Here is a 23,701-nt window from a genome sequence, read left to right as displayed (position 1 = left end):
CTCAGGTGGAGAGGTCGACCTCTTCCCAGCCGGGCGGCTCGTCGTGGTACGGCCCGCGCAGGATCACCGCCCACTCCAACGCCCAGCGGCGTTGCCCGATCGCGTTCGCGTCGATCAGGCCGGGCGCCCGCTGACCGGCGCGCTCGGTCTCCAGGTACGCCCAGTCCAGGCAGTAGTGCAGGTCGAGCAGGGCGGCCGCGTCGGCCGGGTGCTGCGGCGCCGTGAGGATCCGGGACCGCCAGTGCGGGAAGGTCTCTCCCTCGGCGATGTGCGGCAACTGCTCGACCAGCCGCTCGTCGACGGCCAGCGTCGGGTCGAGCTGCTTGCTCAGCCCGAGCACCCAGGCCAGCGCGAAGAGCGCGTCGTGGTGCAGCACGAACGAGCGGTGGTCGCCCTTGCCGCCCATCACGAACTGCCACTCCGGCGGGGTGACCATCTCGACCAGGTGCGAGCCGAGCAGCCAGCTCATCGCCGCCTCCGGGGGCATCCCGAAGCAGCGCGCCAGGATCAGGTGCAGCACGGCGATCCGCGCCTCGATCTCCACAGTGGGACGCAGGTCGATCTCGTCACCCGGCTCCCACACGAGCGGGAACTGGGCCGGCGGCAACGGCAGACCGAGCCGGGACAGCTCGTCCAGGCTCGCCTCGCGCACCTCACGTGGGTCGGGGGCAGCAACGGTCACAGCGGGTCTTCCTGTCTGCTCGCGCCGGCTCAAGGCCGGTTGTCCCCCCTTGGCCTGCGACAATAGCGCTCCCAGGTGACCGGCACCATGGCACCCCGACCCCCGCTTCGGTCAGCCGATGCGCTCGATGACAAGCGGCGTCACCGCAGCGGCGGTCGACGCGACGCGCACCGCGCCGGCGGCCTCGGCCAGCGCCGCCGGAATCCGCGCCGGATCCTCGGCGCGCAGCTCGTAGAGGGGGTCACCGGCCCGTACCGGGTCACCCGGCCGCTTGTGCAACACCACACCGGCCGGCACGCTGACCGGGTCCTCCTTCCGGGCCCGACCCGCGCCGAGCCGCCACGCCGCAACACCCATGGCGTACGCGTCGACGGCCGCGACGTACCCGTCGCGCTCGGCGCGGACCACCTCGACCTCGTTGGCGGTCGGCATCGGCGCGTCCGGGTCGCCGCCCTGCGCCCGGATCATCGCCCGCCAGGAGTCCATCGCCCGGCCGTCCCGCAGCGCCGCCGCCGGGTCGGCGTCCGGCAGGCCGGCCGCGTCGAGCATCTCCCGGGCCAGGGCCAGCGTCAGCTCCACCACGTCGGCCGGTCCACCACCGGCCAGCACCTCGACCGACTCGGTCACCTCCACCGCGTTGCCGATCGCCAGGCCGAGCGGGGTGGACATGTCGGTGAGCAGGGCGACCGTCCGGACGCCGTGCGCACCACCCAACTCGACCATGGTGCGGGCCAGCTCGCGGGCCTGGTCGACGGACTTCATGAAGGCACCCGAGCCGACCTTGACGTCGAGGACCAGCGCGCCGGTGCCCTCGGCGATCTTCTTGCTCATGATCGAGCTGGCGATCAGCGGGATCGCCTCCACGGTGCCTGTCACGTCGCGCAGCGCGTACAGCTTGCGGTCGGCGGGGGCCAGCCCGGCGCCGGCCGCGCAGATCACCGCGCCGACCTCGTCCAGTTGGGCGATGAACTCGTCGTTGCTCACCGTGGCCCGCCAGCCCGGAATGGACTCCAACTTGTCAAGTGTCCCGCCGGTGTGCCCGAGGCCACGGCCGCTCAGCTGCGGCACGGCCGCCCCGCACGCCGCCACCAGCGGGGTGAGCGGCAGCGTGATCTTGTCGCCGACGCCGCCGGTGGAGTGCTTGTCGACAGTCGGTCGGCGTGCCGCCGAGAGGTCCAGCCGCTCACCGCTGGCGATCATCGCGGCGGTCCACCGGGCGATCTCCGGCCCGGTCATGCCGTTGAGCAGGATCGCCATCGCGAGCGCCGACATCTGCTCGTCGGCGACCACCCCCCGGGTGTACGCGTCGACCACCCAGTCGATCTGCGCGTCCGACAGCACGCCCCCGTCCCGCTTCACCCGAATGACGTCAACAGCAGCAAAACTCATCAAAAGATCTTCCCTAGTCTGTCGCAGATCCCGTTCGACGGCCGGTGACCACGTCAGGGCCGGGGCCGACAGTGCCCGGCGGAGGGATCAAGCCTGACCGCCCGGAGCCGGGCACTGTCGGCCCCGGCCCCAAACCGCAACCACAATCAACCCCAGCGAACCGGGATCTCCGCAGGCGGCTCACCCTCGCCGGCCCAGAAGATGGTGCCGGTCGCGTCGACCACCACCACCCGCGGTGTCCGGGCCAGGCCCCAGGTGATCGCCTCGGCCGGGTCGTCCCAGCTCGGGGCCTCCTCCAGCACGCCGGTCTCGGCGCCGATGTCGTCTCCGGCCGACCGCTCCCAGTACGCGGTCCAGACCTGCTGACCGGCGGACATGTCCGGGTGCACGAAGACGGTGCCGCGTCCCCGCCAGGCGGCCAGCCGCTCCGGCACCACCGGCACCGGCGTCTCCCCGGTGACGGCTTCCAGGTCCTCCACCCCGAAGGCGTGCGGCAGCAGCTCGGCCATCCGCAGCGGGCGGGTCTTGCTCTCGATCAGGCACTCCGGCCCGCCGTGCTCCCAGAGCAGCTGCCGGCAGCGACCACACGGCATCAGCGGCTCACCGGTGGCGTCGACGCAGGACAGCGCGACGAGGCGGCCACCGCCGGTGGCGTGCAGGTTGGAGACCACCCCGCACTCGGCGCAGAGCGTCACCCCGTACGCGGCGTTCTCCACGTTGCAGCCGACCACCACGCGGCCGTCGTCGACCAGCGCGGCCGCGCCGACCGGGAACGTCGAGTACGGCGCGTACGCGTGCCGCATCGCGTCGGTGGCGGCGGCCCGCAGCCGCGCCCAGTCAATGTCGGTCATGTCACCCATTCTGCCGAAGTAGCCCAGGTCACGGCCCGGCGGGCACGGCTCCGGGCGTCAGCCCTTGATGTACGGCTTTCCGTCGGCGGCCGGCGCCCGGACCCGGCCGACCAGGCCGGCGACGGCCAGAATGGTCGCCAGGTAGGGCAGCATGGCCAGGAACTGGCTGGGGATCGAGCTGCTGATCGCGCCCAGGTAGGTGGCGAGCTGGTCGGCGAACCCGAAGAAGAGCGCGGCGAGCAGCGCGCCGGTCGGGTTCCACCGGCCGAAGATCAGTGCCGCCAGCGCGATGAAGCCCTTCCCGCCGATCATGTTCTTGGTGAACGAGTAGAGCGCCAGCGTGTAGGACGCGCCGCCGATGCCGGCGACGACCCCGGCCAGCAGCACGTTGCGGTAGCGCACCCGCAGCACCTTGACGCCGAGCGTGTCGGCGGCGATCGGGTGTTCGCCGACCGAGCGGGTCCGCAGCCCCCACCGGGTGCGGAACAACCCGATGTGGATCACCAGGACCAGGAGCAGGCCGAGGTAGAGGAAGATGTTGCCGCGGAACAGCGCCGGCCCGAGCACCGGAATGTCCTTCAGCAGTGGGATCTCCCAGTTGCTGAAGCGGGGCGCGCTGTTGTACTTCGGGGCGTCCGTCTGCATCAGCCGCTCGTAGAGGAAGCCGGTGACACCGACCGCCAGCAGGTTCAGCACGATGCCCATGACGACCTGGTCGACCAGGTAGCGGATGGCGAAGACGGCAAGCAGCAGCGAGATGAACGCGCCGCCGAGAGCGGCGGCGACCAGACCCACCCAGACGCTGCCGGAGATGCTGCCGAACAGCGCGCCGCTGAAGGCGCCCATCAGCAACTGACCCTCGATGGCCACGTTGACCACGCCGGATCGTTCGCAGAGGACGCCGGCGAGCGCGCCGAAGATCAGCGGCAGGGCCAGGATGAACGTGCCCCGGATGATGTTGACCAGCGGCATGAAGTTCTGCCCGGCCGGCGCGGCGGAGACCTGCCAGCACAGGAACGAGAGCACGAAGCCGGCGAGCCCGACGCCGAGCACGGGGAGGAACCACCGCTTGGGCACCCCGGCGAGCAGCGCCGCGCCGGCGGCGATCGCGATGATCCCGAACAGGATCGCCCCGATCGTGCCGTTGATCTCCAGTGCGGCGCCCGCCGCGTCGTCGCTGAGCGTGAACCGAGCCTGCTGGTTGGTGGCGAGCGCGCCGAAGAGCACCGCGGCCAGCAGGCCGAGCCCCAGCAGCGAGAGGCCGACCTTGCGGCTACGGGTCCAGAAGCCCTCGTCGACCGGGGCGACCGCGATGTCGGGGACAGCCATGGTGGACATGAGTTACCAGCCCTTCGCCAGGCTCGTCTGCAACCGGGCGGCACGTGCGGCCCGGAGCTGGAAGATCGCCTTCACCAGGGCCGGCGCGGCGATGAAGATGACGATCAGCGCCTGGAGCACTGTCACCAGCTCCAGCGAGATCCCGGAGTACGACTGCATCCGGTTGCCGCCGGCCTGCAACGCACCGAACAGCAACGCGGCAAGCAGCACTCCCCAGGGCTTCACCCGCCCGAGCAGCGCCACCAGGATGCCGTCGAAGCCGATCTGCGCGACCACCAGCGGGGTCAGGGCGCTGGCGGTCGAGCCCAGCACCATGTTCGAGCCGCCGAGGCCCGCCAGGATGCCGGCGAAGACCATGATCAGGATGTACGTCCGCGTGACGCTGATGCCGGCGGTGCGGGCGGCGTCCGGGTTGGCGCCGACCGCGCGCAGCTCGAAGCCGAGCGTCGAGCGGTTCAGCAGCCAGGCGACTGCCCAGGTCGCCAGCACGGCGAGCAGGATGCCGGCGTGCACCCGCAGGTTGTCACCGAGCAGTCGGGGCAGTTGGGCGGAGGTGTCCACCGCCTTGCTGATCGCGTCGGTACGGGTCGGGTCCTGTACGCCGTCCTGCACGATCAACCAGGTGAGCAGGTACGTGGCGACGTAGTTGAGCATGATCGTGGTGATCACCTCGTGCGCGCCGGCGCGGGCCTTGAGGATGCCGGGGATGAAACCCCAGATCGCCCCGCCCAGGGCGCCGGCCAGCACCGCCACCAGCAGGTGCAGGCCGGGCGGCAGGGGCAGCAGGAAGCCGGCCAGCGCCGCCAGGATCACGCCGATGGTGGCCTGACCCTGGGCGCCGATGTTGAACAGGCCGCCACGGAAGGCCAGCGCCACCGACAGGCCCGTGAAGACCAGCGGCGCCGCGTAGGTGAGCGTCTCGGAGATCGGCGCGAGCACGGCCTGCCAGCTACCGGTGCCGTTCACCCAGCCGGAGAACGCCTCGGGGTCGAAGACCGAGCCCTTGAACAGGTTCGCGTACGCCTCGCTGACCAGGGTCCAACTGGAGTTGATCGCGTCGGAGGGCCGGGAGGTGATGTACGAGTAGGTGGACAGCACCGTCGGATCAGAAATGATCATCAGCACCGCGCCGACCACGATCGCCAGCACCAACGACAGCAGGGTCACAGTGAAGGTGTTGGCCGCCCAGAGGTTGTCCACGAACAGCCGGCCCAGGCTGGGCTCGGGCCGCTGGTCCGGCGCTGACGTCGCCGTCGAACGGTCCGGCTCGGTCGCCGACTCGGCCCGTTCGGTGTTGCTGAGCGCGTCCTGCGCGGCCTGCGCCTCGCTCGTCGGCTCCTTGTCCGGCGAACCGGACTGCGGGGTGGGGTCGCTCATGCCTCGTCCTCGTTCGCGGGGCCGGCGTCGCGCGCCGGGCCTCCGTCGGCCGCAGCGGGCTCGTCGGCGGCGGTTGTCGCGACGGCGTCGTGGGCCTCGTCTGGGCTGATGCCGGCCATCAGCAGGCCGATCTCCTCACGCGGGGTGTCCGGGCCGACGATGCCGATGATGCGACCGCGGTACATCACCGCGATCCGGTCGGCCAGGCCGATCACCTCGTCGAGTTCGCTGGAGACCACCACGACGGCGGTGCCGATGTCCCGCTCGTGGACGATCTGGCTGTGGATGAACTCGATCGAACCGACGTCGACGCCACGGGTCGGCTGGGCGGCGATGAGGAGCTTCAGCGGCCGGGACAGCTCCCGGGCCACGATCACCTTCTGCTGGTTGCCGCCGGAGAGGGTGCCCACCGACGCCTCGGCCGATGACGTACGGACGTCGAACTGCTCGATCCGCTCCTTCGCCGAGGCCGCGATCGCGTCCGGCTTGAGCGCGAGCCCGGCACCGAACGGCGGTCGGTCGTAGATGTCCAGCACCAGGTTCTCCGCGACGCTGAACTCCTTGATCAGGCCGTCCACGCTGCGGTCCTCGGGCACGTAGCCGACGCCCGCGCGGAGCACCTTCTTGGGCTTCCAGCCGTCGATCCGGTCGCCGACCAGGCTGACCGAGCCGGCGAGCACCGGCCGCAGGCCCATGATCGCCTCGATCAGCTCGGTCTGACCGTTGCCCTGCACGCCCGCCACGCCGAGCACCTCGCCCGCGCGCACGGTCAGGTCGACCCCGTCGACCGCGCGGATCTGCCGGTCGTCGTCGACGACCAGCCCGGTCACCTCCAGCACGGGTTCACCGGGAGTGGCCGGGGCCTTGTCGACGGTGAGCCGGACGTTGCGCCCGACCATCAGGGCCGCCAACTCGTCCCGGCTGGCCTCCGGCGACGCGGTGCCCACGGTCTTCCCGCGTCGGATCACCGTGATCCGGTCCGCGATGGCCTTGACCTCGCCCAGTTTGTGGGTGATGAAGACGATCGACTTGCCGGCCGCCTTGAGCGACCGCATGACCGTCAACAGCTCCTCGGTCTCCTGCGGGGTGAGCACGGCGGTCGGCTCGTCCAGGATGAGCAGGTCGACGTCGCGGGTGAGCGCCTTGACGATCTCGACGCGCTGCTGGATGCCGACCGGCAGGTCCTCGATCACCGCGTCCGGGTCGACCCGCAGGTTGTAGCGCTCGGACACCTCGGTGACCTCACGCCGGGCGCGACGCCGGTCCAGGAAGCCGGCGATGCCGCCCCGGGTCTGCTCGGCGCCGAGCATGATGTTCTCGGCGACGGTGAAGACCGGCACCAGCATGAAGTGCTGGTGCACCATGCCGATCCCGGCGCCGATCGCGTCGGACGGGCCCTTCAGCTTCAACGGCTTGCCGTCGACCAGGATCTCGCCCTCGTCGGGCTGGTAGAGCCCGTAGAGCACGTTCATCAGTGTCGACTTGCCCGCGCCGTTCTCGCCGAGCAGGGCGTGAATCTCTCCAGGCTCCACCGTCAGGTCGATGTGGTCGTTGGCGACCAGATCACCGAACCGCTTGGTGATGCCGCGCAGTTCGAGTCTCAGCGCAACCTCCTGGAGTGCGAGCGATGGTGCAGCCTAGCTGCCGTCAACCCGACCGGAGCGGCCCGGCTGACGTGGTGCGCGATCGGCCGCTCCGACTCCACGGTCACCCGCAGGGCCGAAGCGGCCGATCGGTCGTACCTGTCCCCCGCCGGCCTCCCGATGATCTCACCGGAGGGGCCGGCCGGTTGTCACTTGGTCGGCTGGGCCTTCGAGGTGACGGTGATGGTGCCGGCGGCGATGTCCGCCTTGATCTTGTCGATATCCGCCTTCAGCTCGGCCGGAACCTTGCTGTCGAAGTCGTGGTACGGGGCGAGCGAGACACCGTTGTTGGCCAGGGTGCCGACGAAGCCCGGCTTGGCCGGCAGCTTGTCGCCGGCAGCGGCCTTGACCACTGCCTCCTTGACGGCCTCCGGGATGTTCTTGACCACGGTGGTGATGATGGCCGCGCAGTCCGGGGTGCTCTGGCAGCCGTCGACGTCCACCCAGATGGTGTTGTACTTGCCGCCCGAGGCCTTGGCCGCGGCGGTGGTGCCGAGGCCGGAGCCGCCGGCGACCGGCATGATGATGTCCGCGCCCTGGGCGACCAGCGCGTCGGAGACCTTCTTGCCCTCGTCCTGCTTGGCGAAGTCGTTGGTGAAGGAGCCCTTCTGGGTCTCCTTGTTCCAACCCAGCGCCTGGACGTTCTTCTTCTTCGTGGTGTTGTAGTACGCCACGCCGTCGACGAAGCCGTCCATGAAGATCGTCACCGGCGGGATCGGCAGGGCGCCGTAGGTGGCGACCTTGCCGCTCTTTGTCATTCCGGCGGCCAGGTAGCCGGCCTGGAACGCGGCCTGCGCCGTGTCGAACTGCATCGGGTAGACGTTGGCGTCACCCGGGTTCGCGTCGACGATGCCGAACTCCTGGTTCGGGTTCGCCTTGGCGATCTTCGAGGTGGCGTTCTGCATCAGGCCGCCGACCGCCAGGATGAAGTTGCACTTCTGGTTGACGAACTGCGTCAGGTTCGGCTCGTAGTCGGCCTCGGCCTTCGACGCGACGAACTTGATGTCGATGTTGTCGTTGGCGGCCTTGGCGTCCTTCAGACCCTGCCAGGCCGAGGCGTTGAACGACTTGTCGTCGATGCCGCCGACGTCGGTCACCATGCAGGCGCTGAACTTCTTGGCGCCACTACCGCCGTTGTTGTCATCCTTGGGGGCCTCGCCACAAGCGGCGGCGGTGAGCGCGAGCCCACCCACCGCGACGATCGAGGCGATCCGCATCCCACGCACCGAGCGCAAGACGTCTCCTTCCCATTGCTCACCGCGCCTAGTGCGGTGGCAGCCCATCAGCCGACCTGCGGTGTGCCGCCGGCTGTCCCACGTTACGGACGGGAGCGTACGCCCGCGCCCACCCACCGGCCGACAATCGTGCACGACTGTTGAGCGCCTGTTACCCGGGTGTAACCCTTGCGTGGGGCAGGTCACTCCTGGTGCTGGTAACGGCGTGTCGAGGCGTCCGTAACGTCCGTTTTCCTGGGGCTGCGGCCCCCCTCGGACGTTACCGCCAAAAGACCGCGACCGCCGCGTTGACCAGGGTCAGACCGACTATGGCGAGGAAATGACCACGGTTCACCACGTCCCGCTTCCGCGAGAAGAAGACCATGACGAAGATCAGCAACGCGATGACCAACTTCGTCACAAGTTTCGCGGGCGCCGGCTCGTCGCCGTCGCGCAGCGGAGCGGAGAGGCCGAGCCCGGTCAGCAACTGGATCACCGCCCCCCAGAGCATGGCGGGGTTGATCCGCAGCCGGCCACTGATGTATTGGGCGATCGAGCCGCCGAGCAGCAGGGCGAAGCCGATCAGATGGACATAGAGGAGAATGAGTCGCAGCGCTTCCACGTCGCTCATCCTCCCCCATCAACGACAGTTTGTAGTAGGGGGTCCGGCCGGCCGGCGCGTCGGCGGGCCGGGCACCCGGGCCGCCGCCGATGGCCGGCAAGTTCTTGCCGGCTGCGCAACGGCTTGCAGGGCACCCCGCAAGAACTTGCCGGTGGGCTAAAGTGCCGCCATGCGCGCTCGACTGTCCGACATCGCCCAGCAGGCCGAAGTCAGCGAGGCCACGGTGTCGCGGGTGCTCAACGACCGCCCCGGCGTGGCCCCGGAGACCCGGCAGGCCGTCCTCACCGCACTGGACGTGCTCGGCTACGAGCGCCCCGCCCGGCTGCGCAAGCGCAGCGCCGGGCTGGTCGGCCTCGTGGTGCCGGAGCTGGACAACCCGATCTTCCCCGCCTTCGCCCAGGTCATCGAGTCGACACTGGCGCAGAGCGGGTTCACCCCGGTGCTCTGCACCCAGACCGCCGGCGGCGTGACCGAGGACGAGTACGTGGAGATGCTGCTGGACCGGCAGGTCTCCGGAATCGTCTTCGTCTCCGGTCTGCACGCCGACACCGCCGCCAATCACGACCGCTACCGGGCGCTGCTCGCCCGCCCGCTGCCGGTCGTGATGATCAACGGGCACGTGCCGGACATCGGCGCCCCCTTCGTCTCCTGTGACGACCGGGAGGCCGCCGAGCTGGCCGTCGCCCACCTGGTCGCGCTCGGGCACCGACGGATCGGCCTGATCACCGGCCCGGACCGGTTCGTTCCGGTGCGGCGCAAGGTGTCCGGCTGGCGCTCCGCGATGACCCGACTCGCCGGTGTCGCGGAGGCCAACCTCGGCCCACTGGCCGAGCTGTCGCTGTTCGGGGTGGAGGGTGGCGAGGCGGCGGCCGGCCGGCTGCTCGACCGCGGTGTCACGGGAGTGGTCTGCGGTTCCGACCTGATGGCGCTCGGCGCGATTCGAGCGGCCCGCCAACGCGGCCTCCGCGTGCCCGACGACGTCTCCGTCGTCGGCTACGACGACTCGCCGCTGATGGCCTTCACCGACCCGCCGCTGACCACCATGCGGCAGCCGGTCACCGCGATGGCGGTGGCCGCCGTCCGGGCCCTGGTGGACGAGATCAACGGGTACGGCGCTCCGCACTCGGAATACCTGTTCCGCCCGGAGCTGGTAGTGCGCGGCTCCACCGCTGTCGTGCCGAGCGCCGCGCGGCTGCCTTACGCAAGAACTGCTTGACTCTTGCAGCTTCCGGGCGGCATATTGCTCCGATGATCAGCACCGCCACCCCGCCCCACACCGATGATGACAACTGGTGGCGCTCCGCGGTCGTCTACCAGGTGTACGTCCGCAGCTTCGCCGACAGCGACGGCGACGGCACCGGTGATCTCCAGGGCATCCGGCAACGCCTGCCGTACCTGCGTGACCTCGGGGTGGACGCGCTCTGGCTGACCCCCTTCTACACCTCCCCGATGATCGACGGCGGCTACGACGTCGCCGACTACCGGGACGTCGACCCGATGTTCGGCACCCTCGCCGACTTCGACGCGATGATCACCGACGCGCACGCCCTCGGTCTGCGGATCATCGTCGACCTGGTGCCCAACCACACCTCCCACGCACACCGGTGGTTCACCGCCGCTCTCGCCGCCGGCCCCGGCTCGCCGGAGCGGGCCCGCTACCTCTTCGCCGAGGGCCGGGGCGCACACGGTGAGCTGCCCCCGAACGACTGGGAGAGCATCTTCGGCGGCCCCGCCTGGACCCGGGTCGCGGACGGCCAGTGGTACCTACACCTGTTCGACCCCGCCCAGCCGGACCTGAACTGGCGTCACCGGGAGGTCCGCGCCGAGTTCGAGGACGTGCTGCGGTTCTGGCTGGACCGGGGCGTGGACGGATTCCGCATCGACGTGGCGCACGGCATGATCAAGGCCGAGGGGCTGCCGGACGTCGGTTTCGGCACGACGACCACCGGCCAGCGCCAGGTCGAGCTGCTCGGCAAGGGCCGGCTCCCCTACTTCGACCAGGACGAGGTGCACGAGATCTACCGGGCCTGGCGGCCCATCCTGGACAGCTACCCCGGGGGGCGGATGGCGGTCGCCGAGGCGTGGGCCGAGACGCCCCAACGCCTGGCCCGCTACATCGGCCCGGACGAGCTGCACCAGGCGTTCAGCTTCGACTTCCTCGACGCCACCTGGTCGACCGACTCGTTCCGCAAGGTGATCGACACGGCACTGGCCGAGGCGAGCATCGTCGGTGCGCCGACCACCTGGGTGCTGTCCAACCACGACAAGCAGCGGCACGTCACCCGCTACGGCGACGGCGTCGAAGGGCTGCGCCGGGCCCGCGCCGCCAGCCTGCTGATGCTCGCCCTGCCCGGCTCCGCCTACCTCTACCAGGGCGAGGAACTGGGCCTGCCGGAGGTCCTCGACCTTCCGGACGAGCTACGCCAGGACCCGGCGTTCCCGCGCACCGGCGAGAGCCGTGACGGCTGCCGGGTGCCCATCCCGTGGAGCGGCGAGCTGGCCCCGTACGGCTTCGGGCCGGCCGGCAGCGAACTGAGCTGGCTGCCGGCCCCGACAACCTGGCAGGCCCTGTCCGTCACCGCGCAGACCGGGGTGCCCGGCTCGACGTTGGAGCTGTACCGGGCCGCGCTGCGGATCCGCCACCAACACCCGGCGCTGGCCGGCGAGGCCGACGGGATCACCTGGCTGGAGAGCGAGCCGGGAGTGTTGGCCTTCGCCCGCACCGCCGGCGACACCGCACTGGTCTGCGTGGTCAACCTCGGCGGCGCACCGGTCCGGATCGACGGGTACGGCCAGCCGCTCGTCGCCAGCGACGCGCTCACCGGGCCGGACGCCGGCCACCTGCTGCCCGTCGACGCGGCTGTCTGGTTACAACGGCGCTGAACGGGTAACACGTTCTCGACCTGGTCGTTCGTCGTGCCCCGCGCCGACGGGCGACTGGGCTACCGGCCCCTTGTGGTGGGGGGTGAGGTGTCACCGGCGCCACGCGGACTTCGCTCCGCGTGGTGCCGGTGTCCGTCTGCCGCCGTTGGTGTAGCCGGCCACCGTCGCGGGTACCGCATCGGGCACCGTCGCTACGGAGGTGAACCCATTGTGGTACGGATCGCGCAGTGCACGCTCGACGTCGAGGACCTGGACCTGATGGTCGCGTTCTGGTCCGCGGCGCTCGGCTACGAGGTCGAGCAGGGCGACGACGGCAGCGCCAAGCTCTGGCCGCCGGGGCGGTCGCCGACCGCCGCGCCCACCGTGTGGTTGCAGGGCTCGGGCACCGCCAAGCGGGGCAAGAACCGGCTGCACCTCGACCTGGTCGCGGACGTCGACCCGGAGGCCGAGGTACGGCGACTGCTGAGCCTCGGTGCGCGGCACGTCGACGTCGGGCAGACCGGGACCGAAGGGTTCACGGTGCTCGCCGACCCCGAGGGCAACGAGTTCTGCGTGCTGGACGGCCCACCGACCCGCTGAGGCCCTCCGCTGTCACTTCGCGGTGAGCAGCGCCGCGATCCGGGTGAAGCCGGCGCGTACCTCGGCCTCGTCCGGCGGCTCGGCGGGCTCACCGTGACCAGCCTCGTCGGCCGCGGCGTCCAACTCCTCGTCGATCACGTCCTCGAAGTCGCCGTACAGATCGGCCCCCTCGACCTGACTCGCCTCGTCCTCGGCGGCGACCTGCGCGGCGGCGATCTCACTGCGGATCTCGTCGGCGGACAGCGCCGGCAGCAACGGCTCCACCACCGCCATCAGTTGCTCCTCGGCCACCACCGCCTCGGCCAGCGCCAACGCGTGCGGACGCTCGTACGGCCCGCAGACCACCGGCTCCCACTCGTCGAGATCACCGAGCGGGCCGAAGGTGATGATCCAAGGCAGCCCGAGCAGCGGCGAGTCGGCCGGCAGGTCCAGTGTCATGAGTGCGCCCACCGGCTCATCATGGTCCGCGAACGCGAGCGCCGACGGCTTTCGGCTCAGTTTCCGCCCGTCCGGTGGGCGGTCGGCGGCGGTCAGCCGGGGCGGACGGCATCCAGGGCGGCGCGGACCAGGGCGAGTGCGGTGGCCGGCGGCACGCCGAGCCGGGCCGCCTCGGCCGCATAGCCGGCCGCCGCCCGTTGCAGCCGGTCGACGGCGTCGTCCCGGCCGGGGGCGACGAAGGTGCCGTTGCGCCCCCGGGTCTCCAGCAGCCCGGCCGCCTCCAACTCCCGGTACGCACGGGCCACCGTGTTCGCGGCCAACCTGAGGTCGGCGGCGAGTTGCCGGACGGTGGGCAGTCGACACCCGACCGGCAGCCGACCGTCGCCGATCAGTTCGGCGATCTGCCCACGGACCTGCTCGTACGGGGGCACCGACGAGTCCGGGTCGACCGAGATCAGCATCTGCACACCTTCCGTCCTCAGCTCGCACCACCTGGCGTACCGGGATCGGTGTCCTCGTCGACCACGGCCGCCGGTGTGGCGGCCTCCGCCAGGTCCACCACCCGCCCGTTCCTGCTTGTGGCGAGCAGCGCGGCGCCGAACAGCACCAGTTGGTTGAGCAGGTAGAGATAGAGCAGCAGACCGACGGCGCCGGCCACCACCGTGTACGCCGGATTGCGCTCGGTACGCACCACGTAGTACCGCCCCACCGTGTTCAACAGGGTGATACCGACCGCCACCAACAGCACCACCGGGCGCAGCCGGGACCGGCTCATCCGCAGCCGGGGCACCGCGAGGAGCAACGCGGTGGCGAGGACGGCGTTGACCAGCACGCTGAGCACCGCGCTGATCGTGGTGAGACCGACCGACCCGGTGCTGCGCAGCAGGAAACGCAGCAACGACTCCAGCGCGTCCACCGCCGCGACCGAGACACCGAGCAGCACGAAGACACCGATCATCACACCCAGGTCGACCAGCCGCCGGATCACCAGATTGCCGGGCTGCTGGTTGAGGTGGTACATCAGCCGCTGCGAGGACCGGATGGCCTCCACCCACCCGATCCCGGTGAAGACCAGGATGACCAGGCCGACCACGCCGACCGTGCCGCTGGAGTTGGCGATCTGCTGGGCGTCCAGGAAGGGCAGGTTCTCCCGGAGGAAGTCGGCTGCCGCCGCGCTGACCTCGTCGTTGTCCTCCAGGATCGCGCCGAAGATGGAGAACGCGACAAGGGCGAGGGCGAACACCGCGAAGAAGCCGTAGTAGGCGATCGCCGCGGCCAGCCGCCCGGCCAGCACCTCGGCGTACAGGGCGCCGGCGCGCCACACGTGATCGAAGAGCCCCGACCGGTGGCGCGCGGCGCTCACCCAGCGGTCGATGCCCGCTTCGATCCAGCCGATCACGTTCACGCGATCATCCTCGCCGATCTCCCACCGCCGTAGTGGCAACCGGCTCCCGATGCTCACCTACCGGCGCGTCGCCGACGGTTCAGTCGCCGAGGCGGAAGTCCCGACGCGGCTGCCACCGAGCTTCCCCGCTGTGCGAGAAGAGGGTGAACGCGTCGACCTCGAACATCGCGGAGAAGTCGGCCAGGTCCTCGTACACCTTGTCCAGCGCCTCCGGTGCGACGTCCTGCGCCACGGTGACGTGCGGATGGTACGGGAAGCGGGCCTTGCGGTGCAGGTCCGGCGTCGCGGTGATGGCGGCGGCCAGCAACTCACACTCGCTGATGCCGGCCGCCACCGCGACGAACACCACCTGGGTGACCGGACGGAACGTGCCGGTGCCCCGCAGGTGCAGCGCGAACGGCAGGTGCGTGGCGGCGACGGTGGCCAGGTGCCGCTCGACGGCGGGCAGGCTGGCCGTCGAGATCTCGGTGGGCCCGAGCAACGTCACGTGCGCGGGCACCGCGAGCGGGTCACCGGCCTGGACCCGCCGCCGGGTCAGTTGGGCACCCCAGGGCTCGGGAATGTCCACAGCGATGCCGATCTGGATGGTGTCGCCGGTCGGCGGCACCCCGCCACTGCGATCCACGCTTCGCGCCGCCCCTCCGGCCACCGACCCGTTCACCTGTCCCGCGGAGCTACTCGCCGCGCACGGGCGGGAAGAACCCGACCCGCTCGTACGTGGACCGCAGGGTCGCCGCCGCCACCGCGCGGGCCTTCTCCGCACCGGCGGCGAGCAGCTTGTCCAACTGCGCCGGGTCGTCGAGGTAGGCGCGGGTGCGCTCCTGGACCGGGCGGACGAACTCCGCCACCACCTCGGCCAACTCCTTCTTCAGGTCGCCGTAGCCGCGGCCCGCGAACGCGGCCACCAACTCGTCGATGCCGCGCCCGCTGAGCGCCGAGTGGATGGTCAGCAGGTTGGACACGCCCGGCTTCGTCTCGGCGTCGAAGACGATCTCCCGACCGGTGTCCGTCACCGCCGACCGGATCTTCTTCGCGGACCGGGCCGGATCGTCGAGCAGGTCGATGATGCCGGCCGGCGAGGACGACGACTTGGACATCTTCGCCGTCGGGTCCTGTAGGTCGGTGATCTTCGCGGTGTCCTTGACGATGTGCGGCGCGGGCACCGTGAACGTCGGGCCGAACAGCGAGTTGAACCGCTGGGCCAGATCCCGGGACAGCTCCAGGTGCTGGCGCTGGTCCTCGCCGACCGGCACCGCGTTGGCCTGGTAGAGCAGGATGTCGGCAGCCTGCAGGACCGGGTAGGTGAACAGCCCGACGCTGGCCCGCTCGTTGCCCTGCTTCTGCGACTTGTCCTTGAACTGCGTCATCCGGCTGGCCTCGCCGAAGCCGGTGATGCAGCCGAGCACCCAGGCCAGCTGCGGGTGCTCGGGCACCTGCGACTGCACGAACAGGGTGCTGCGCTCCGGGTCGAGCCCGACCGCGAAGAGCTGGGCGGCGGCCACCCGCGTCCGCTGCCGCAACAGCGCCGGATCGTGCCCCGCGGTGATGGCGTGCAGGTCCACCACGCAGTAGAACGCGTCGTGGGTGTCCTGCAACGCCACCCAGTGCCGCACCGCGCCCAGGTAGTTGCCGAGATGGAACGAGTCGGCCGTCGGCTGGATGCCGGAGAAGACGCGGGGACGGGCGGGAGCGTCGGACATGGCGATAATTCTGTCAGCAAGCAACCCGGTCCGTCATGACGGGCCGGCGGGTCGGGTGCGGCCCGCCGCTGTGGGGGTGCTGACCTCGGGTGGCGCGCCCGGACCGACCCGGCGCGTCGGCCCGGCCGGCAACCCCCGGGGCGGCCCGGCCACCGTCTCCCGCGCCGGCCCGACACCGGGCTCACGGCGCTGCCCGGTGTCCGGCTCGCGGCGCTGCTCCGGCAGCCGGACGGCGGAGACCGCGAGCCGCGCCACCCGACGGCCGTCCAGCGCGAGGACCCGCAGCAGCCAGCCGCCGGGCGGGTCGGCCGGATCCGGCCCGCCGACGTCGGCCGGTTCACCCGGCACCGGCACCTCGTCGCCGGTCACCGGAAGTCGACCCAGCGCGGCCATCACGAACCCGCCAACCGTCTCGTACGGCCCGGCGGGCAGCGCCACCCCGGTCCGCTCGGCGAAGTCGGCGAGGTTGAGGCGGCCGTCCACCACGGCCGGCAGGCCGGCGTGCACCGGGTCCGGGGTGGTGTCGTACTCGTCGCGGATCTCGCCGATCAACTCCTCGATGAGGTCCTCCAGCGTGACGATGCCGGCCGTGCCGCCGTACTCGTCGACCACCACCGCCAGGTGCTGGCCTTCCCGGCGCATCTCGGTCAGCGCGGGTAGCACCCGTTTGCTGCCGGGGAGTCGCTTGACCTCCCGGGCCAGTTCGCCGACCGTCGCACACGGGTCCGCGTCCGGACGCAGCAGCACGTCGCGCAGGTGCACGAAGCCGACCACGTCGTCGTGGGTGCCGTCGGTGACCGGGTAGCGGCTGTGCGTCTCGGCGCGGACCAGCCGGGCGGCCTCGGTGATGGTGAGCCGCGCCGGGAGGAAGACGACCTCGGTGCGCGGCATCATCACCTCGCGGATCAGGCTGGCACCAGCCACCAGGACCTCGTCGATGATCCGCCGTTCGTCCGGGTCGAGCACCGTGTTCGCCGCGACCAGATCCCGCAACTCGGCCTCGGTGATGTGCTCCCGGCCGGCCGCCGGCCCGGCCCCGAGCAGGTCGGTGACGAGTCGGGAGGCGCCGTCGGCGGTGCGGACCAGCACGCGGGCGACGGCTCGGGCGAGCGGCCCGGGGTCGCGGCGGGGTCGCGCCCGCGCGCGTCGCCGGAGCCCGTTACGGGCCGCTTCCCGCATGACAGAGATGGTAGACACCGTTCGCTCACCGCACCGGGGATCGGGGCAGCGGACCGCACATGTTCGGGTCTGTTTAATCATGAGAGTTTATGATGGAATGAGGATGGCGGTGCTGTCGGTCAGGGCACCGGCCGTCACCCTAGGGTGATCAGCGAAGGCCACGTCCCGGGCGGGCCAGGCAGGAGGCAAACGACGTGAAACTGCTCGTCACCGGGGGTGCCGGCTTCATCGGCAGCGTAGTGACCCGGATGCTGCTCGACGCGGGTCACCAGGTGGTCGTCCTGGACGACCTGCGCACCGGGCACCGCGAGGCGCTCGCCCCGGACGCGACCCACGTCGAGGCGTCCATCCACGACGCCGCCCGCGTCCTCACCGCCGACGCCGGCTTCGACGGGGTGCTGCACTTCGCGGCCCTGATCGCCGCCGGCGAGTCGATGGTCAAGCCCGAGCTGTACTGGCAGACCAACACCGTCGGCACACTCGCCCTGATCGACGCGGTCCGGGCCGCCGGGGTGCCGCGCATGGTCTTCTCCTCCACCGCCGCCGTCTACGGCAACCCCACCCGGTTGCCGATCCCGGAGACCGCGGTCAAGGCGCCCACCAACACGTACGGCGCCACCAAGCTCGCCGTCGACATGGCGCTCACCTCCGAGACGATCGCGCACGGGCTGGCCGCCGTGTCGCTGCGCTACTTCAACGTGGCGGGCGCCCACCTCGACGGCGACGTCGCGCTCGGCGAACGGCACGACCCGGAGACGCACCTGATCCCGATCGCGCTGGAGGTCGCCGCCGGCCGGCGGGAGAAGCTCCAACTCTTCGGCGACGACTACCCCACGGTGGACGGCACCTGCGTCCGCGACTACATCCACGTCGCCGACCTGGCCCGCGCGCACCTGCTGGCGCTGGACGCGGCCACCGGCGGCCAACACCGGATCTACAACCTGGGCAACGGCAACGGCTTCACCAACCGCCAGGTCGTCGACGTGGTCCGCGAGGTCACCGGGCACCAACTGCCCGTCGAGGTGGCCCCGCGCCGCGAGGGTGACCCCGCCGAGCTGGTCGCCTCCTCCGCGTTGGCCCGTGACGAGCTGGGCTGGGTGCCGCAGAAGCCGACCCTGCACGACATGGTCGGCGACGCCTGGGCCTTCTACCGCACGCACATCCTGGAGCGGCAGTCGTGACCGACTCCGCAGGTGCCGTGGCCGACCGGGCCGCCGCTGGCTTCACCGCGCGGTACGGCGGCCGGGCCGCCGGCCGCTGGGTGGCGCCCGGCCGGGTCAACCTGATCGGCGAGCACACCGACTACAACGAGGGGTTCGTGCTGCCCTTCGCGCTGCCGCTGCACACCGTCGTCGCCGCCGACCGGCAGGACGCGGAGCAGTGGACGGTCTGGTCCGAGCTCTCCGACGAGACGATCACCTTCGGGGCGGACGACGTCGCCGAGGCGGGTCGGGTGACCGGCTGGGGCGCGTACGTCGCCGGAGTGGTCTGGGCTCTGCGCGAGGCCGGCCATCCGGTTCCGGGCGCGCGGATGGCGATCGCCTCCGACGTGCCGCTGGGCTCCGGGCTCTCCTCCTCGGCCGCGTTGGAGTCGGCAGTGCTGGCCGCCCTGCTCGACCTGGGTGGGCTGGAGCTGCCCGCGGAGCTGCAGCCCCGGCTGGCGCAGCGGGCGGAGAACGTCTACGTGGGAGCGCCGACCGGGATCATGGACCAGTCCGCGGTGATCCGCTGCCGCGCCGGGCACGCGCTCTTCCTGGACTGCCGGGACGAGTCGGTCGAGCAGATCCCGTTCGACCTGGACGCCGCAGGTCTGACGGTGCTCGTCATCGACAGCCGGGCCCCGCACCGGCACGCCGACGGTGAGTACGCCGCCCGCCGCCGCTCCTGCGAGGCCGGGGCCGCCGCGCTCGGTGTCGCCGCGCTGCGGGACGTGGGCGTCGACCAGCTCGACACCGCGCTGGCCCAGCTCGACGACGAGGAGACCCGGCGACGGGTCCGGCACGTGGTCACCGAGGACCAACGCGTACTGGACACTGTGGCGCTGCTGCGCGCGGCCCGGGTCCGCGACATCGGGCCGCTGCTCACCGCGTCGCACGTCTCCATGCGCGACGACTTCGAGATCACCGTGCCGGAGATCGACACCGCGGTCGAGGCGGCGTTGGCGGCCGGCGCGCTGGGCGCCCGGATGACCGGCGGCGGGTTCGGCGGCTGCGTCCTGGCCCTGGTGGAGGCCGACCGCGCCGACGCGGTCGCCGCCGCCGTCACCGCTGCGTACGCCGAACGGGGTTTCGCCGCCCCCGGCACCGTCCCGGTCCTGCCCGGTCCCGGCGCCACCCGCCTCGACTGAGGCCCGCACGGCCAGCCTCGGCGGCGGCCGCCCGCCGGATCGTGCTATCCGGCGGGCGGGGCCTGCCGGAGTCCCCGCAGGAGCAGCTCGATCAGTCGGCGCGGGTCGTAGCGCGGGTCGCTGTCGCGCCCGATGCACAGGTTGCCGATGCCGCGCATCAGCTCGTAGGGCTGCGTACCGGGGCTGATGTCGCCGGCGTCCACGGCGGCGGCGAGCAGCTGCGCGCACGCGGGTTCCAGGCGTTCGAGGAAGTAGGTGTGCAGCGCGGCGAATCGACTGGTGTCCGACTGAAGGGCGTCGGCGAGGCCGTGCTTGGTGACCAGGAAGTCCACGAAGAGGTCGATCCACTGGCGGAGCGCGTCGAACGGTGAGTTGGCGCTGGCCAGCAGGCTCGGAGCCGCCTCCGCGCAGGCCTCGATCTGGTGTCGGTAGACAGCGGTGACGAGATCCGCCCGGGTCGGGAAGTGGCGGTAGATCGTCCCCATCCCGACGCCCGCCCTGGCCGCGATCTGGCGGATCGGCGCGTCGACCCCCGCGGTGACGAACACCTCGGCGGCGGCGGCGAGCAGCGTCTCCTGGTTGCGGACCGCGTCGGCCCGCCTGGTGCGGGTCGACGCCTTCCCGGTCGGGCCCTCGGTGGACACGAACCCCTCCTCTCCGACCCGGTTGACAAAACGGAGCACTGTTCCGAATAATAAGAGGAACAGTGTTCCGCATCAGCCTAGCCGAGGTCGGACACGCCTCACCACCCGCCCGCTATCGCCGGTCGCCACCGGCGACGACGCGGGCTCCGGAAGGGAACTCCGCACCATGACCACATCCACCCACACCGTCCCCGCCGTCGGCTCGCCCGCTCCCGTCCTGTCGTACAGCCCGGTTGTGCTCTCCGTGCCCGGACGGCCGGTGGACCTGCAGGCCCGGGTCTCCGCTCCCGCCACCGGGACCGACCTGCCCGTCCTTCTCTTCTCCCACGGCCACGGCGGCTCCAACAACCTCTCCTCGCTGAACGGGTACGCGCCCATCGTCAACCTCTGGGCGGCAGCCGGGTTCGTCGTCATCCAGCCCACCCACCTCAGCTCCCGCACCCTGAGCCGCCAGCTCGCCGGCGCCCCCGGCGCCCCCTTCTTCTGGCGCTCCCGCGCCGAGGACATCAGCCACCTCCTCGACCGGCTCGACGAGATCGAGCAGAGCGTTCCGCAGCTCGCCGGGCGCATCGACCACGACAGGATCGCGGTCGCCGGGCACTCCCTCGGCGGTCACACCGCAGCCCTCCTGCTGGGCGCCCGCAGCGTCGACCCCGACAGCGGGACGGAGGTGGACCTGACCGAGCGCCGGATCAGGGCCGGTGTGCTGCTGGCCGCGCCGGGCCGGGGCGGCGACATCCTCAACGGCCCGATGGCCGACCGGACGCCGTTCTTCCACACCACCGACTTCTCCACGATGACCACACCCACCCTTGTCGTCGCGGGCGAGCAGGACGACTCCCGGCACTTCACCGACGTCGGCCCCGACTGGCACGCCGACCCGTATCACCTCGCCCCCGCACCCAAGACCCTGCTCACCCTGCTGGGCGCCGAACACCTCCTCGGCGGCATCTCCGGGTACGACGCCGGTGAGACCACCGACGAGAACCCCGACCGGGTCGCCGCCCTCGGCCGCCTCACCTCGGCCTTCCTGCGCACCCAACTCCAGCCCGGCGACAACGCCTGGCAGGCGGCGTGCGAGGCGCTGACGAGCGGGGTCAGCCCGGCGGGACGGGTCGAGTCGAAGTAGGCCGCCGCGGCGCACGAGCCGCGGCGGCCGGGCCGCGCCTGGTCAGGCGGCTTCGACGATCATGGCGGCGCCGACAGTGCGGTTGGTGGCCTCGTCGATGATGACGAAGCCTCCGGTGGTGCGGTTGCGGCGGTACTCGTCGGCGAGCAGCGGCACCGTCGTGCGCAGCCGCACCCGGCCGATCTCGTTGAGCCGCAGCTCGTCGGCCGACTCGTCGCGGTGCAGCGAGTTGATGTCCAACCGGTAGTGCAGCCCCCGCACGATCGCCCGCGCCGACCGGGTGGTGTGCTTGATCGCGTACCGACCGCCGACCCGCAGCGGGGCCGTCTCGTCCATCCAGCAGACCATCGCCTCGATGTCCTGGGCCACCGCCGGCGCGTTGTTCGGCCGGCAGATCAGGTCACCGCGGGAGATGTCGATCTCGTCAGCCAGCCGTACCGTCACCGACATCGGCGGGAACGCCTCCGGCACCGGCCCGTCGGCGGTCTCCACGGCGGAGATCCGACTGGTGAAGCCGGACGGCAGCACCATCACCTCGTCACCCGGCTTGAGCACCCCGGAGGCCACCTGACCGGCGTAGCCGCGGTAGTCGGTGACGGTGGTGGACTGCGGGCGGATCACGTACTGCACCGGGAACCGGACGTCGACCAGGTTGCGGTCGCTCGCGATGTGCACCCGCTCCAGGTGGTGCAGCAGCGACGGGCCTTCGTACCAGGGCATGTTCTCCGAGCGGGCGACGATGTTGTCGCCGCGCAACGCGGAGATCGGCACCACTGTCAGGTCCGGTGCGTCGAGCTTCGCGGCGAACGCGGTGAACTCGTCGGCGATCCGCTCGTAGACCTCCTGCGACCAGTCCACCAGGTCCATCTTGTTGACACAGAGGACCAGGTGCGGCACCCGCAGCAGCGAGCACAGGAACGCGTGCCGGCGGGACTGCTCGACCAGGCCCTTGCGGGCGTCCACCAGGATCAACGCCAGGTCGGCGGTGGACGCCCCGGTGACCATGTTGCGGGTGTACTGGATGTGCCCGGGGGTGTCGGCGATGATGAACTTGCGGCGCGGGGTGGCGAAGTACCGGTACGCCACGTCGATGGTGATGCCCTGCTCCCGCTCGGCCCGCAGACCGTCGGTGAGCAACGCCAGGTTGGTGTATTCGTCACCGCGGGCCGCGCTGACCGCCTCCACCGCGGCCAACTGGTCGGTGAAGAGCGACTTGGTGTCGTAGAGCAGCCGGCCGATCAGTGTCGACTTGCCGTCGTCCACGCTGCCGGCGGTGGCGAACCGCAGCAGATCCATCGCCCGCGCCTCGGCGGCCGGGGCCATCATCTCGGTGCTCATCAGAAGTAGCCCTCCCGCTTGCGGTCCTCCATGGCGGCCTCGCTGACCCGGTCGTCACCACGGGTGGCGCCGCGCTCGGTGATCCGGGTGGCTGCCACCTCCTCGATGACCTTCTCCACGGTGTCCGCGTCGGAGCGGACCGCCGCGGTGCAGGAGGCGTCGCCAACGGTGCGGTAGCGCACCTGCGCCTTGAACCGCTCCTCGCCCGCCCGGGGGCGGAAGAACTCGTTCACCGCGTAGACCATGCCGTCCCGCTCGATCACCTCGCGCTCGTGCGCGTAGTAGATCGAGGGCAGCGGGATGCGTTCCCGGGCGATGTAGTGCCAGACGTCCAGCTCGGTCCAGTTGGACAGCGGGAAGATCCGGATCGACTCGCCGGGGTGGTGGCGACCGTTGTACAGCGACCACAGCTCCGGCCGCTGGTTCTTCGGGTCCCACTGGCCGAACTCGTCGCGGAAGCTGAACACCCGCTCCTTGGCCCGCGCCTTCTCCTCGTCGCGGCGGGCGCCGCCGAACAGCGCGTCGAAGCGGTGTTTCTCCACCGCGTCCAGCAACACCGGCGTCTGGATCCGGTTGCGCATCCCGTCGCCGGACTCCCGGACCATGCCGCTGGCCAGGGCCTCCGGCACGCTGGCCACCACGAGCTGCAACCCCAGCTCGGCGACCCGCTGGTCGCGGTATTCCAGGACCTCGGGGAAGTTGTGCCCGGTGTCGACGTGCATGACGGGGAAGGGGATGCTGGCCGGGGCGAACGCCTTCTGCGCCAGCCGCAGCATCACGATCGAATCCTTGCCGCCGGAGAAGAGCAGCACCGGGCGTTCCATCTCGGCGACCACCTCGCGCATCACGAAGATGCTCTCCGCCTCCAGGGCGTCCAGGTGGGAGACCCGGTAGGCGGCGGGGGTGGTCATGACACCGGCTCGATTCGCTCGCTCATCCGATT

At 71.2% G+C, this 23,701-nt stretch carries 22 protein-coding genes and 1 pseudogene; 6 read left to right on the top strand and 17 right to left on the bottom strand.

The window, feature by feature from the left end; all coding sequences use genetic code 11:
* Position 1 precedes the first annotated feature (1 nt).
* The 8 genes from ACQPWW_RS04400 to ACQPWW_RS04365 all read right to left on the bottom strand — a co-directional run bounded on the left by ACQPWW_RS04400 (position 2) and on the right by ACQPWW_RS04365 (position 9,116).
* The gene (locus ACQPWW_RS04400; RefSeq protein ID WP_433129370.1) at positions 2–682 is read right to left on the bottom strand and encodes a DUF4272 domain-containing protein; all 681 of its coding nucleotides are present in this window, start codon (positions 680–682) and stop codon (positions 2–4) included.
* A 111-nt stretch (positions 683–793) separates the two neighbouring features.
* On the bottom strand, positions 794–2,074 hold the full coding sequence (locus ACQPWW_RS04395; protein WP_433129368.1) for a thymidine phosphorylase: 1,281 nt from the start codon (positions 2,072–2,074) through the stop codon (positions 794–796).
* A gap of 143 nt (positions 2,075–2,217) precedes the next feature.
* Positions 2,218–2,931 (bottom strand): cytidine deaminase, encoded by a 714-nt coding sequence (locus tag ACQPWW_RS04390; protein WP_433129366.1) that lies wholly within the window; start codon positions 2,929–2,931, stop codon positions 2,218–2,220.
* 48 nt (positions 2,932–2,979) lie between these two features.
* Positions 2,980–4,260, bottom strand: coding sequence for an ABC transporter permease (locus ACQPWW_RS04385; RefSeq protein ID WP_433129364.1), 1,281 nt, complete (start codon positions 4,258–4,260; stop codon positions 2,980–2,982).
* A 3-nt stretch (positions 4,261–4,263) separates the two neighbouring features.
* Positions 4,264–5,637 (bottom strand): ABC transporter permease, encoded by a 1,374-nt coding sequence (locus tag ACQPWW_RS04380; RefSeq protein ID WP_433129362.1) that lies wholly within the window; start codon positions 5,635–5,637, stop codon positions 4,264–4,266.
* Entirely contained in the window at positions 5,634–7,169 is a 1,536-nt protein-coding gene (locus ACQPWW_RS04375; RefSeq protein ID WP_433129360.1) for an ABC transporter ATP-binding protein, read from the bottom strand. Before ACQPWW_RS04375 ends, ACQPWW_RS04380 begins: the two co-directional genes overlap by 4 nt.
* Before the next feature lie 260 nt (positions 7,170–7,429).
* Positions 7,430–8,497, bottom strand: a complete 1,068-nt coding sequence (locus ACQPWW_RS04370) for a BMP family lipoprotein (RefSeq protein ID WP_433134137.1) — start codon at positions 8,495–8,497, stop codon at positions 7,430–7,432.
* Between the two features lie 277 nt (positions 8,498–8,774).
* Positions 8,775–9,116 (bottom strand): hypothetical protein, encoded by a 342-nt coding sequence (locus ACQPWW_RS04365; protein ID WP_355031947.1) that lies wholly within the window; start codon positions 9,114–9,116, stop codon positions 8,775–8,777.
* Between the two features lie 169 nt (positions 9,117–9,285).
* Between ACQPWW_RS04365 and ACQPWW_RS04360 the strand changes: the two genes are divergently transcribed.
* The 3 genes from ACQPWW_RS04360 to ACQPWW_RS04350 all read left to right on the top strand — a co-directional run bounded on the left by ACQPWW_RS04360 (position 9,286) and on the right by ACQPWW_RS04350 (position 12,578).
* Entirely contained in the window at positions 9,286–10,332 is a 1,047-nt protein-coding gene (locus ACQPWW_RS04360; RefSeq protein ID WP_433129358.1) for a LacI family DNA-binding transcriptional regulator, read from the top strand.
* Between the two features lie 32 nt (positions 10,333–10,364).
* Positions 10,365–11,999 carry a glycoside hydrolase family 13 protein gene (locus ACQPWW_RS04355; RefSeq protein ID WP_433129356.1) on the top strand — a complete coding sequence of 545 codons (1,635 nt, stop codon included), beginning with the start codon at positions 10,365–10,367 and terminating at the stop codon, positions 11,997–11,999.
* A gap of 210 nt (positions 12,000–12,209) precedes the next feature.
* Positions 12,210–12,578: a VOC family protein gene (locus tag ACQPWW_RS04350; RefSeq protein WP_433129354.1), complete on the top strand. Its 369-nt coding sequence runs from the start codon at positions 12,210–12,212 to the stop codon at positions 12,576–12,578.
* A gap of 12 nt (positions 12,579–12,590) precedes the next feature.
* Here ACQPWW_RS04350 and ACQPWW_RS04345 read toward each other — a convergent pair whose 3' ends face one another.
* The 6 genes and pseudogenes from ACQPWW_RS04345 to ACQPWW_RS04320 form a co-directional block, all read right to left on the bottom strand.
* The gene (locus ACQPWW_RS04345; RefSeq protein ID WP_433129352.1) at positions 12,591–13,028 is read right to left on the bottom strand and encodes a hypothetical protein; all 438 of its coding nucleotides are present in this window, start codon (positions 13,026–13,028) and stop codon (positions 12,591–12,593) included.
* A gap of 80 nt (positions 13,029–13,108) precedes the next feature.
* Positions 13,109–13,477, bottom strand: coding sequence for a GntR family transcriptional regulator (locus ACQPWW_RS04340; protein WP_433129350.1), 369 nt, complete (start codon positions 13,475–13,477; stop codon positions 13,109–13,111).
* Between the two features lie 17 nt (positions 13,478–13,494).
* The gene (locus ACQPWW_RS04335) at positions 13,495–14,421 is read right to left on the bottom strand and encodes a YihY/virulence factor BrkB family protein (protein ID WP_433129348.1); all 927 of its coding nucleotides are present in this window, start codon (positions 14,419–14,421) and stop codon (positions 13,495–13,497) included.
* A gap of 79 nt (positions 14,422–14,500) precedes the next feature.
* Entirely contained in the window at positions 14,501–15,082 is a 582-nt protein-coding gene (locus ACQPWW_RS04330; RefSeq protein WP_433129346.1) for a 2'-5' RNA ligase family protein, read from the bottom strand.
* Between the two features lie 13 nt (positions 15,083–15,095).
* Positions 15,096–16,121, bottom strand: a complete 1,026-nt coding sequence (gene trpS / locus ACQPWW_RS04325; protein ID WP_433129344.1) for a tryptophan--tRNA ligase — start codon at positions 16,119–16,121, stop codon at positions 15,096–15,098.
* A 114-nt stretch (positions 16,122–16,235) separates the two neighbouring features.
* Positions 16,236–17,300, bottom strand: a pseudogene (locus ACQPWW_RS04320) (hemolysin family protein); the annotation flags it as partial.
* Positions 17,301–17,494: 194 nt separating this feature from the next.
* Between ACQPWW_RS04320 and galE the strand changes: the two are divergent.
* Both galE and galK read left to right on the top strand, forming a co-directional pair.
* The gene (gene galE / locus ACQPWW_RS04315) at positions 17,495–18,481 is read left to right on the top strand and encodes a UDP-glucose 4-epimerase GalE (protein ID WP_433129342.1); all 987 of its coding nucleotides are present in this window, start codon (positions 17,495–17,497) and stop codon (positions 18,479–18,481) included.
* Complete coding sequence (gene galK / locus ACQPWW_RS04310) at positions 18,478–19,647, top strand: galactokinase (protein ID WP_433129340.1); 1,170 nt, start codon at positions 18,478–18,480, stop codon at positions 19,645–19,647. The genes galE and galK overlap by 4 nt, the downstream gene beginning before the upstream one ends.
* Before the next feature lie 44 nt (positions 19,648–19,691).
* Here galK and ACQPWW_RS04305 read toward each other — a convergent pair whose 3' ends face one another.
* Positions 19,692–20,291 (bottom strand): TetR/AcrR family transcriptional regulator, encoded by a 600-nt coding sequence (locus ACQPWW_RS04305; RefSeq protein ID WP_433129338.1) that lies wholly within the window; start codon positions 20,289–20,291, stop codon positions 19,692–19,694.
* A gap of 166 nt (positions 20,292–20,457) precedes the next feature.
* Here ACQPWW_RS04305 and ACQPWW_RS04300 point away from each other — a divergent pair, with 166 nt between their 5' ends.
* Entirely contained in the window at positions 20,458–21,420 is a 963-nt protein-coding gene (locus ACQPWW_RS04300; RefSeq protein ID WP_433129336.1) for an alpha/beta hydrolase family protein, read from the top strand.
* Between the two features lie 42 nt (positions 21,421–21,462).
* On the opposite strand, the gene ACQPWW_RS04295 is transcribed toward ACQPWW_RS04300, so the two are convergent.
* Positions 21,463–22,758, bottom strand: a complete 1,296-nt coding sequence (locus ACQPWW_RS04295) for a sulfate adenylyltransferase subunit 1 (RefSeq protein WP_433129334.1) — start codon at positions 22,756–22,758, stop codon at positions 21,463–21,465.
* Positions 22,758–23,669 carry a sulfate adenylyltransferase subunit CysD gene (cysD, locus tag ACQPWW_RS04290; RefSeq protein ID WP_357241383.1) on the bottom strand — a complete coding sequence of 304 codons (912 nt, stop codon included), beginning with the start codon at positions 23,667–23,669 and terminating at the stop codon, positions 22,758–22,760. Before cysD ends, ACQPWW_RS04295 begins: the two co-directional genes overlap by 1 nt.
* Positions 23,670–23,701 lie beyond the last annotated feature (32 nt).

This window comes from Micromonospora sp. CA-240977 (assembly GCF_050942285.1).
Classification (GTDB): Bacteria; Actinomycetota; Actinomycetes; order Mycobacteriales; family Micromonosporaceae; genus Micromonospora.
This window is presented reverse-complemented; position numbering and strand designations above follow the sequence as displayed.

Excerpts from the sequence above, each read along its gene's own strand:
- ACQPWW_RS04295 (WP_433129334.1), bottom strand. The coding sequence starts at position 22,758 with ATGAGCACCGAGATGATGGCCCCGGCCGCCGAGGCGCGGGCGATGGAT.
- ACQPWW_RS04360 (WP_433129358.1), top strand. The coding sequence starts at position 9,286 with ATGCGCGCTCGACTGTCCGACATCGCCCAGCAGGCCGAAGTCAGCGAG.
- ACQPWW_RS04340 (WP_433129350.1), bottom strand. The coding sequence starts at position 13,477 with ATGCTGATCTCGGTCGACCCGGACTCGTCGGTGCCCCCGTACGAGCAG.
- ACQPWW_RS04370 (WP_433134137.1), bottom strand. The coding sequence starts at position 8,497 with ATGCGGATCGCCTCGATCGTCGCGGTGGGTGGGCTCGCGCTCACCGCC.
- ACQPWW_RS04385 (WP_433129364.1), bottom strand. The coding sequence starts at position 4,260 with ATGTCCACCATGGCTGTCCCCGACATCGCGGTCGCCCCGGTCGACGAG.
- trpS (WP_433129344.1), bottom strand. The coding sequence starts at position 16,121 with ATGTCCGACGCTCCCGCCCGTCCCCGCGTCTTCTCCGGCATCCAGCCG.
- ACQPWW_RS04355 (WP_433129356.1), top strand. The coding sequence starts at position 10,365 with ATGATCAGCACCGCCACCCCGCCCCACACCGATGATGACAACTGGTGG.
- cysD (WP_357241383.1), bottom strand. The coding sequence starts at position 23,669 with ATGACCACCCCCGCCGCCTACCGGGTCTCCCACCTGGACGCCCTGGAG.
- ACQPWW_RS04380 (WP_433129362.1), bottom strand. The coding sequence starts at position 5,637 with ATGAGCGACCCCACCCCGCAGTCCGGTTCGCCGGACAAGGAGCCGACG.
- ACQPWW_RS04390 (WP_433129366.1), bottom strand. The coding sequence starts at position 2,931 with ATGGGTGACATGACCGACATTGACTGGGCGCGGCTGCGGGCCGCCGCC.
- ACQPWW_RS04300 (WP_433129336.1), top strand. The coding sequence starts at position 20,458 with ATGACCACATCCACCCACACCGTCCCCGCCGTCGGCTCGCCCGCTCCC.